The following is a 9522-nucleotide window of genomic DNA, read 5'->3' on the forward strand; positions in this document are numbered from 1 at the left end:
CATGGTTGAAAAACGAAGCACCCAGGGCATCCTGGCCCACGTGGTGATGATCCTGGGGGTCATCATCGTCGCCTTCCCCATCTACCTTGCGTTCGTGGCGTCCACCCACACCGCGCAGGAGATCGTGCAGAGGCCCATGCCGCTGCTTCCAGGCAGCCACATGCTGGACAGCTACAAGGCCGCGCTCTTCGGCCGCGCCACCAGCGCCGGATCGAACGCGCCGGTCGCGCACATGATGTGGGTGAGCCTGGTGACGGCCATGGTCATTGCCATCGGCAAGATCTCGATCTCGCTGCTGTCGGCCTTCGCCATCGTCTACTTCCGCTTTCCGTTCAAGAAGATCTGCTTCTGGGCCATCTTCGTGACGCTGATGCTGCCGGTGGAAGTGCGCATCCTGCCCACCTACAAGGTGCTGTCGGACCTGAGCCTGCTGAACTCGTACGCGGGCCTCACGGTGCCGCTGATCGCGTCGGCCACGGCCACCTTCCTGTTCCGCCAGTTCTTCCTGACGGTGCCCGAGGAGCTCACCGAGGCCTCGCGCATGGATGGCGCCGGTCCGATGCGCTTCTTCTTCGATGTGCTGCTGCCGCTGTCGAAGACTTCGATCGCCGCGCTGTTCGTGATCCAGTTCATCTACGGCTGGAACCAGTACCTCTGGCCGCTCCTGGCGGTCACCAACGAAGACATGTACCCCATCGTCGTCGGCATCAAGCGGCTGATTGCCGGCGGCGATGGCCAGAACGAATGGAACGTCGTGATGGCCACCGCCATCCTAGCCATGCTGCCGCCCGCGCTGGTGGTGGTGCTGATGCAAAAGTGGTTCGTCAAGGGCCTCGTGGACACTGAAAAATAAGTTATGGCTGCTCTCTCCCTACGCAACGTCATCAAGCGCTACGGCCACGGGCCGAAAGCCAACCAGGTCATCCACGGCGTGAGCGCCGAGATCGCCGACCATGAATTCATCGTCATCGTCGGCCCCTCGGGCTGCGGCAAGTCCACGCTGCTGCGCATGGTGGCGGGCCTGGAGGAAGTCTCGGCCGGCGAGATCGCCATCGGCAACAAGGTGGTGAACCAGCTCGAACCCTCCGAGCGCGACATCGCCATGGTGTTCCAGAACTACGCGCTGTACCCGCACATGAGCGTGTTCGCAAACATGGCCTATGGCCTGAAGATCGCCAAGGTGCCGGTCGACGAGATCAAGGTGCGCGTCGACAAGGCCGCGAAGATCCTCGAGCTCGGCCACCTGCTGGAACGCAAGCCGCGCGAACTCTCCGGCGGCCAGCGCCAGCGCGTGGCCATGGGCCGCGCCATCGTGCGCCAGCCACAGGTGTTCCTGTTCGACGAGCCGCTGTCGAACCTCGACGCCAAGCTGCGCGCGCAGACGCGCCTCGAAATCCAGAAGCTGCACCGCGAGCTCGGCATCACTTCGCTGTTCGTCACGCACGACCAGGTCGAGGCCATGACGCTGGCGCAACGCATCATCGTGATGAACGGCGGCGTGATGGACCAGTTCGCCACGCCCGAAGAGGTGTACTCGCGCCCCGCCACCACCTTCGTGGCGAGCTTCATCGGCTCTCCTCCGATGAACCTGCTGCGGCACGCGCCGGGCGTGCGCCCGGGCCAGATCCTGGGCATTCGCCCCGAGCACCTGAAGCTCGACGAAAGCGGCTGGACGGTGCAGGTCGAGCAGGTCGAACTGCTGGGCGCCGAGCGCCTGGTGTACGGCCGCATCGGCGACGAGCAGATCATCATGCGCACCGACGAAGGCGACCATCCGCCGGTCGCGGGCGACACAGTGAAGATCGCGGCGCGCGAAGACAAGCTGCACTGGTTCGACGCCGGTTCGGGCAAGCGCGCAGACTGAACGATGGCCTTGTCGACACCCTGGCCGTATCTCCGCTGGGTCGCGCATCGCGGCGCCGGCAAGCTGGCACCCGAAAACACGCTTGCGGCCTTCAAGCTCGGCGCCTCGCACGGCTACCGCATGTTCGAGTGCGACGCCAAGCTCAGCGCCGACGGCGTGGTCTTCCTCATGCACGACGCCACGCTCGGCCGCACCACCAGCGGCCACGGCATCGGCGGCGCGCAGCCCTGGAGCGCGCTGGCGCAGCTCGACGCGGGCGGCTGGCACTCGCGCGCCTACGCGGGCGAGCCGCTGCCCACGTTGGAGAACATCGCGCGCTTCTGCCTGGCCAACGGGCACCTGCTCAACATCGAGATCAAGCCGACGCCCGGCGTCGAGCGCGAAACCGGTGAAGTGGTGGCGCGCGAGACCGCCCGCCTGTGGCAGGGCGCGGCCGTGCCACCGCTGCTCACGTCCTTCCAGGTCGAATCGCTCAAAGGCGCGCAGGCGGTGCAGCCCGAGCTGCCGCGCGGCCTGCTGCTCGACACGCTGTGGAACGGCTGGCTCGAGGCCGCGCAGCAGCTGGACTGCGTGGCCATCGTCTGCAACCACGCGCTGTGGGACGCGGCGGTGGTGGCACAAGTGCACGGCGCAGGCCTGCGCGCACTGAGCTACACGGTGAACGACGAGTGGGCTGCGCAGCGGCTGATCGACCTGGGCACCGACGGCATCATCACCGACAGGGTGGACCTGTTCAGCCCCGCCGGCTGAAGCTGCGCGGCTGAGGCCGCACCTACGCACTTACTTCTTACCGGCCCTTACGAAATGGCGGCTTCTATGATGCGGCCATGAGTTGGACCCTACGCTTCGCGAGCTTCTGCTTCGCAGCCCTGTGCATGTGCGGCGGCGCCTCGGCGCAGCCAGACCTCGGCGGCAACGCCAACAGTGCTGCCGCGGCCGCAGCAGCCCCCGCCCCCACAGTGGCCGAACTGCGCGAGCAGTTCACCAAGCTCAGCACCGCCGCCGAGACCGACGAGGACGCGCGCAAGCTGCTCGCGCAGATCAACGACATCGGCACCCAGGCCGACAAGTTCGTCACCGCGCGCACCGGCGAGCTTGCCGATCTGAACGCCCGGCTCGGCGAGCTCGGCAACCCGCCCGCCGCTGGCGCCACCGAAGACCCCGACATCACCCGCCAGCGCGCGCGCCTGACCAAGGAGCGCAACGCACTCGACGCCGACATCCGCCTTGCGCGCCTGCTGTCGGTCGACGTACGGCAGCGCGGCACCGAGCTGGTCACGCAGCGCCGGGCGCTGTTCGAGGCGCAGCTCACCGAGCGCGCGGCCTCGCCGCTGACCGCCGAGTTCTGGAACGACCTGCGCGAGGCCTGGCCCGACGACCAGGCACGGCTGAAGGCGATGGTGTCCTCGGTGAACGACGGCCTGGTGGCGGCGACCCAGCCCGAAACGCGCCTGCAGGTGATCGCGGCCCTGGTCGGGGCGCTGCTGCTCGCGGTGTTCGGCAACTGGGCGGCCGAAGTCCTGCTCGCCCGGCTGGCCGCGCGCGTCCTGCCGGCGGGGCGGCTGCGGCGTTCGGTGCTGGTGATCGGCATCGTCGCGAGCCATGTGCTGCTCGTGGCCGTGGCCGCGCACGGCTTCGTCGAGGTGCTGAAAGAGTTCGCCACCTGGGAGCCGCAGGCGCGCAAGGTGCTCAATTCGACGGCCCAGGCGCTGGTGTTCATGGCCTTCGTGATCGGGCTGGGCCGCGGGCTGCTGGCCACGCGCCGGCCCTCGTGGCGCCTGCCGCCGATTCCCGACGCCATGGCCACGCGGCTCGCCGCCCTGCCCTGGCTGGTGGCGCTGGTGGCCGCGCTGGCATGGACCCCGGCGGAGGTCAACGCGCTGATCGACGCGAGCTTCGCGGCGGTAGTGGCCACGCACGTGCTCACGGCGCTGGTGCTGACGGCGCTGGTCGCCACGGTGCTCTATGTCGTGAAGCCGCTGCGCGCCGATGCGGCCGAGGCCGGCCTGCCCGAGCGGCCGATGTGGGTCGGCCTGCTGGTGGCGCTGATCGGCGCGCTGATGATCGCGATCTGGGTGCTGGTGGCTGTCGGCTACGTGGCGCTGGCGAGCTTTTTGGCCTCGCAGCTCACCTGGAGCGGCATCGTGGCTGCCGCCTTCTACGTGCTGTTCAAGTTCGCGGACGACGTGTTCATGGCCACGGTGTCGTCGCGCGCCGCCTTCGGCCAGCGGCTGCAGAAGAGCTTCAACCTTGCGCCGCAGACGCTGGACCAGGTCGCCACGGTGCTGTCGGCGCTGAGCCGGGTGGCGCTGTTCTTCTACATGTTGATAGCGCTGGCCGCGCCGCTGGGCACGGGGCCGGGCGAGGTGTTCCAGCGCAGCGGCAAGTTCGGCACCGGCGTGAAGGTGGGCGAGTTCCAGCTGGTGCCGGGAGCGATCCTGAGCGCGATCGCGGTGGCGGTGGTGGGTTTCGTCGTGCTGCGGATCTTCAAGCGCTGGCTCGAAAGAGCCTACCTGCCGAACACGAAGTTCGAGCCGGGCATGCAAAGCTCCATCACCACGCTGCTGGGCTATGTGGGCGGCATCCTGGTGGTGGCGTTTGCGCTTTCCGCACTGGGCATCGGCATCGAGCGCATCGCGTGGGTGGCGAGTGCGCTGTCGGTGGGTATCGGCTTCGGCCTGCAGGCGATCGTGCAGAACTTCATCTCGGGGCTGATCCTGCTGGCCGAGCAGCCGGTGAAGGTGGGCGACTGGGTGGTGCTGGGTACGGCCGAGGGCGACGTGCGGCGCATCAACGTGCGCGCCACCGAGATCCAGCTGGGCGACCGCTCGACGCTGATCGTGCCGAACTCGGAGTTCATCACCAAGACCGTGCGCAACATGACGCTGGCCAACGCCGAGGGACGCGTGCTGATCCGCCTGCCGATGCCGTTGACCACCGACGCCCAGCGCGTGCGCGATCTGATCCTCGCGGCCTGCAAGGCGCACGAAGGCGTGCTGGAAACCCCGGCGCCGTCGCTCACGCTCGAGGGTATCGAGAACGGGTTGCTGATCTTCCAGGCGATCGCCTATGTGGCGAGCCCCCGGCTCGCGGGCGGCGTGCGCAGCGACCTGCTGTTCGTGATCCTCGACGAACTGAAGAAGGCCTCGCTGCCGCTGGCCGTGCCGACGATGGTGATGACGGCTACCGCGCCGGAAGCGCTCGCGACGCCCTCCGTGCCTTCGTCGCCCGCCTCGCCGATTCCGGGCATGCCGAGCTGATCACTCCAGCAGTCATTCCAGCGGCAGCGCCGTGGTGAATTTGACTTCGTTGAGGCACACGCTCGAACGCACCGCCGACACGCCGGGCATGTGCATCAGCGTGTGCATCAGGAACTGCGAGAGCGCCTCCAGGTCTTGCGCGACGACCTTGAGCACGTAGTCGAAGTCGCCCGTCACCGAGTAGCACTCCAGGATCTGCTTCAGGTCGGCGATCAGGTCCTGGAACTTGGGCAGTTCGTCAACATGGCCGCGCGCCATGGTCACGTGGATGAAGGCGATCACGCCCAGCCCGATGTGGCGCGCGTTCAGCCGCGCCGCGTAGCCGTTGATGAGCCCCAGTTCTTCCAGCCGCCTGTGGCGCCGCAGGCACTGCGCCGGCGAGAGATTGGCCACCTCGGCCAGTTCGAGGTTGGATGCACGGCCATGCACCTGCAGGTGCTCAAGAATCCTCCGGTCGATCCGGTCGAGTTCGATCTCATGCAATTTCTTCTCCCAACGCACCAAATTCATGCAATTTTATGGCGCAAAGCGGGGTAAGCCCGAGCCGTTCATGCACCTTAATTGTGCAAAGTACGATCTAGACTCCGAGGCGCCCGGGACGCATGCCGCGATCCAGGGCCGCTGAATTCCCCGCCACCGGCGCCCGCCGGCGGCTTCAGATGCATCCACACCCCCCACCCGGAGACCCTTTCCCGTGAAAAACGCTTTGCTTCGCACACCCTTCAGCGCAGTGGCCCTGGCCCTCGGCATGCTGGCCGCCGCGCCTTCGTTCGCGGCCGACACCAAGTCGGTGGCCGTGACCGCCATCGTCGAGCACCCGGCGCTGGACGCCGTGCGCGACGGCGTGAAGGCCGAGCTGAAGGCGGCCGGCTACGAAGAAGGCAAAAACCTCAAGTTCACTTACCAGAGCGCGCAGGGCAACGTGGGCACCGCAGCCCAGATCGCCCGCAAATACGTGGGCGATGCGCCCGATGCGATCGTCGCCATCGCCACGCCGTCGGCGCAGGCCGTGGTGGCCGCCACCAAGACGATTCCGGTGGTGTATTCGGCAATCACCGACCCGGTGGCCGCCAAGCTGGTGAAGAACTGGGAGCCCTCGGGCACCAACGTGACGGGCGTGTCGGACCTGTCGCCGCTGGAAAAGCACGTCGGCCTCATCAAGCAGGTGGTGCCGAACGCCAAGCGCATCGGCGTGATCTACAGCCCCGGCGAAGCCAACTCGGTGGCCATCGTTGCCTCCCTGAAGAAGGCCGCCGCCGACGCCGGCATGACCGTGGTCGAAGCCGCCGCCGCCCGCACGGTGGACGTGCCGACCGCCGCCCAGAGCCTGGTCGGCAAGGCCGACGTGATCTACACGCCCACCGACAACAACGTGGTCTCGGCCTTCGAAGGCATCGTGAAGGTGGCGCAGCAGGCCAAGCTGCCGGTGGTGGCAGCCGACACGGCCACCGTCGAGCGCGGCGCCGTTGCTGCCCTGGGCCTGAACTACAGCGACATCGGCCGCCAGACCGGCAAGATCGTGGTGCGCATCCTCAAGGGTGAAAAGCCCGGCACGATCGCCTCGCAGACCAGCACCAACTTCGAGCTGGTGGTGAACCCCGGCGCAGCCAAGCTGCAGGGCGTGACGCTGTCCGAATCGCTGCTGAAGACCGCCAAGGTCGTGAGCACGAAGTAAGCACCCGAGTCTTTTTCTCTCATGTCGCTCATCGCTTCGCTGGGCGCCATCGAGATCGGTCTGATATTCGGACTGGTCGCGCTGGGCGTCTTCATGTCGTTTCGCATCATCAATTTTCCCGACCTCACGGTGGACGGCAGCTTTCCGCTGGGCGCCGCCGTGGCCGCGACGCTGATCGTCGCGGGCTGGAACCCGGTGGCCGCCACCGCGGTGGCCTGCGTGGCCGGCGCCGTCTCGGGCTGGGTCACGGCCTGGCTCAACGTGAAGCTGAAGATCATGCAGTTGCTCGCGAGCATCCTGGTGATGATCGCGCTGTACTCCATCAACCTGCGCGTAATGGGCAAGCCCAACGTGGCGCTCATCACCGAACCGACTGTGTTCAGCATGGTCGACTTCGGCGGCATGCCCGAGCAGTGGGCCAAGCCGCTGTTGCTGCTGCTGATCGTGATCGTCGCGAAGATCCTGGTCGACATGTTCTTCGCTTCTGAAGCCGGCCTGGCGATGCGCGCCACGGGCGGCAACGCGCGCATGGCGCGGGCCCAGGGCATCTCGACCGACTTCCACACCATGGCAGGCCTGGCGCTGTCGAACGCGCTGGTGGCGCTGGCCGGCGCGCTGTTCGCCCAGAGCCAGGGCACGGCCGACATCTCGATGGGCGTGGGCACGATCGTGATCGGTCTGGCCGCGGTGATCATCGGCGAGACGCTGCTGCCCGCGCGCAGCATGGTCATCACCACCCTGGCGTGCGTGCTGGGTGCGCTGCTGTATCGCTTTTTCATCGCGATGGCGCTGAACACCGACTTCATGGGCCTGCAGGCGCAAGACCTGAACCTGGTGACTGCCGTGCTGGTGGCGTTCGCGCTTCTGGTGCCAGCCTACAAGCGCAAGCTGGGCGGGCTTTTCAAGGGGAAGAACTGATGCTGCGCGCCCAACAACTCGAGATGACCTTCAACCCGGGCACGCCGATCGAGAACCGCGTGCTGCGCGGCCTGAGCCTGGAAATTCCGACCGGCCAGTTCGTCACCGTGATCGGCTCGAACGGCGCAGGCAAGTCGACCTTTCTGAATGCGGTGAGCGGCGACCTGATCGTCGACAAAGGCAGCATCGAGATCGACGGCAAGAACGTGACCCGCTTGAACGCCTGGCAGCGCTCGGGCATGGTGGCCCGCGTGTTCCAGGACCCGATGGCCGGCACCTGCGAGGCGCTGACCATCGAGGAGAACATGGCGCTCGCCTGGAAGCGCGGCGAGCGCCGGGCCTTCGGCTTTGCGCTCAACCGCAACCTGCGCGAGCTGTTCCGCGAGAAGCTGTCGATCCTGAAGCTGGGGCTGGAGAACCGGCTGGCCGACCGCATCGGGCTGCTCTCGGGCGGGCAGCGGCAGGCGGTGAGCCTGCTGATGGCCTCGCTCAAGCCCTCGCGCATCCTGCTGCTGGACGAGCACACGGCCGCGCTGGACCCGAAAACTGCCGCCTTCGTGCTGGAACTGACCGCCAGGATCGTCGAAGGCAGCCAGCTCACCGCGATGATGGTGACGCACAGCATGCGCCAGGCACTGGACTACGGCTCGCGCACGGTGATGCTGCACGAGGGCCAGGTGATCCTCGACGTGGCCGGGCCGGAGCGCTCGGGGCTCGATGTGCCCGACCTGCTGCGCATGTTCGAGCAGACACGCGGCGAAAAACTGGACGACGACAAGCTGCTGCTGGCCTGATGGTGTCGGACGCCCCCTTCGTGCGCGGCATGCGCGCCGACGACCTCGACGCCGTGCTCGCGATCCAGCTCGCCTGCTATGGCGCGGGGTTCGTGGAGGACGGCGCGCTGATCGCCCGGCGGCTCGCTGCCGCGCCGCATACGGGCTGGGTGGCCGAGCATGAAGGCGGCGTGCGGGCCTATCTGGCCGGGTATCCATCGGTAGTCGGCAAGCTCACTCCGCTGCATGGGGAGTTCGAAGTGGCCGAACAGCCCGATTCGCTATACCTGCACGATCTGGCTGTGCACCCGGACGCCTCGGGCCTGGGGCTGGGGCCCTTGCTGGTACGCCATGCCTGGGCTCACGCGGCACGGGCCGGCTGGCGGCATTCGACGCTGGTGTCGGTGCAATCCTCGGTGGGTTTCTGGCTGCGCCAGGGCTATGCGGCCACGCAGCCCGCCGGCACCGGGCAGCAGGCCCGGCTCGCCACCTACCCCGGCGAGTCGGCCTACATGATCCGCCGGCTCGGCTGACTGGTTGTCAGCGGCGCCAGCCGCGCATCGCCAGCCACTGGACAGTACCGCAAACCACCACGAGCGCGGCGTAGGTCACCATCGCTCCGTCACGCCCGAACACCGCGAGGCCGGCAACCGATACACCCACGCCGGCCGCAAAGGTCAGCGCCCACTGCACCCACCAGCGCGAGACGCCGGCGCGGTTGCCGCCCAGGAACCGCCCGGCAAAGGCCAGCACCAGGGCCAGGAAGGCCGCGGGTGCTACAAAATTAAGCAGGTGATTCAAGAGGGCCAGCAGGTCCATCGGGAGGGGTTGCACACGTGCCGGAACATGCGCGGAAGGTTATGGCTGTCATAGGGAAAGCCATTTGTCCTTCCGCAAGCCTCGTGCGGCTGCTGATTTTATAATCACGGCCATGTCAGTCTGGGCTCTCGGCTTGAACCACACGACCGCGCCGCTCGATCTGCGCGGTCGTTTCGCGTTCGCGCTCGACCAGATAGCCCCCACGCTGCAGAG

10 protein-coding genes are annotated in these 9522 nt (G+C 67.3%); 8 read left to right on the forward strand and 2 right to left on the reverse strand.

The annotated features are described in order from the left end of the window. The first annotated feature begins 1 nt into the window (after position 1). The 4 genes from ugpE to BLW48_RS28195 all read left to right on the forward strand — a co-directional run bounded on the left by ugpE (position 2) and on the right by BLW48_RS28195 (position 5124). A complete protein-coding gene (ugpE, locus tag BLW48_RS28180; RefSeq protein ID WP_093057467.1) occupies positions 2-853 on the forward strand; it encodes a sn-glycerol-3-phosphate ABC transporter permease UgpE in 852 nt (283 codons plus the stop codon). A 3-nt stretch (positions 854-856) separates the two neighbouring features. Next, a complete protein-coding gene (gene ugpC / locus BLW48_RS28185; RefSeq protein WP_093057466.1) occupies positions 857-1864 on the forward strand; it encodes a sn-glycerol-3-phosphate ABC transporter ATP-binding protein UgpC in 1008 nt (335 codons plus the stop codon). Between the two features lie 3 nt (positions 1865-1867). Then, on the forward strand, positions 1868-2614 hold the full coding sequence (gene ugpQ, locus BLW48_RS28190; protein ID WP_093178734.1) for a glycerophosphodiester phosphodiesterase: 747 nt from the start codon (positions 1868-1870) through the stop codon (positions 2612-2614). 77 nt (positions 2615-2691) lie between these two features. Then, a complete protein-coding gene (locus tag BLW48_RS28195; protein ID WP_093178735.1) occupies positions 2692-5124 on the forward strand; it encodes a DUF3772 domain-containing protein in 2433 nt (810 codons plus the stop codon). A 12-nt stretch (positions 5125-5136) separates the two neighbouring features. On the opposite strand, the gene BLW48_RS28200 is transcribed toward BLW48_RS28195, so the two are convergent. Then, on the reverse strand, positions 5137-5607 hold the full coding sequence (locus BLW48_RS28200; RefSeq protein WP_093057502.1) for an Lrp/AsnC family transcriptional regulator: 471 nt from the start codon (positions 5605-5607) through the stop codon (positions 5137-5139). A gap of 265 nt (positions 5608-5872) precedes the next feature. Here BLW48_RS28200 and BLW48_RS28205 point away from each other — a divergent pair, with 265 nt between their 5' ends. From BLW48_RS28205 to BLW48_RS28220, 4 genes are read left to right on the forward strand one after another with little or no spacing between them, the layout of a single operon-like run. Next, the gene (locus tag BLW48_RS28205) at positions 5873-6799 is read left to right on the forward strand and encodes an ABC transporter substrate-binding protein (RefSeq protein ID WP_093057501.1); all 927 of its coding nucleotides are present in this window, start codon (positions 5873-5875) and stop codon (positions 6797-6799) included. A gap of 21 nt (positions 6800-6820) precedes the next feature. Next, positions 6821-7717, forward strand: coding sequence for an ABC transporter permease (locus BLW48_RS28210; RefSeq protein ID WP_093057463.1), 897 nt, complete (start codon positions 6821-6823; stop codon positions 7715-7717). Further along, positions 7717-8511 (forward strand): ABC transporter ATP-binding protein, encoded by a 795-nt coding sequence (locus BLW48_RS28215; protein WP_093178737.1) that lies wholly within the window; start codon positions 7717-7719, stop codon positions 8509-8511. The genes BLW48_RS28210 and BLW48_RS28215 overlap by 1 nt, the downstream gene beginning before the upstream one ends. After that, the gene (locus BLW48_RS28220; protein WP_093178738.1) at positions 8511-9023 is read left to right on the forward strand and encodes a GNAT family N-acetyltransferase; all 513 of its coding nucleotides are present in this window, start codon (positions 8511-8513) and stop codon (positions 9021-9023) included. The genes BLW48_RS28215 and BLW48_RS28220 overlap by 1 nt, the downstream gene beginning before the upstream one ends. A 7-nt stretch (positions 9024-9030) precedes the next feature. On the opposite strand, the gene BLW48_RS28225 is transcribed toward BLW48_RS28220, so the two are convergent. Next, positions 9031-9309, reverse strand: coding sequence for a hypothetical protein (locus tag BLW48_RS28225; protein ID WP_093178740.1), 279 nt, complete (start codon positions 9307-9309; stop codon positions 9031-9033). Positions 9310-9522: the final 213 nt, after the last annotated feature.

The organism is Variovorax sp. YR266, assembly GCF_900107295.1.
Taxonomy (GTDB): Bacteria; Pseudomonadota; Gammaproteobacteria; order Burkholderiales; family Burkholderiaceae_C; genus Variovorax.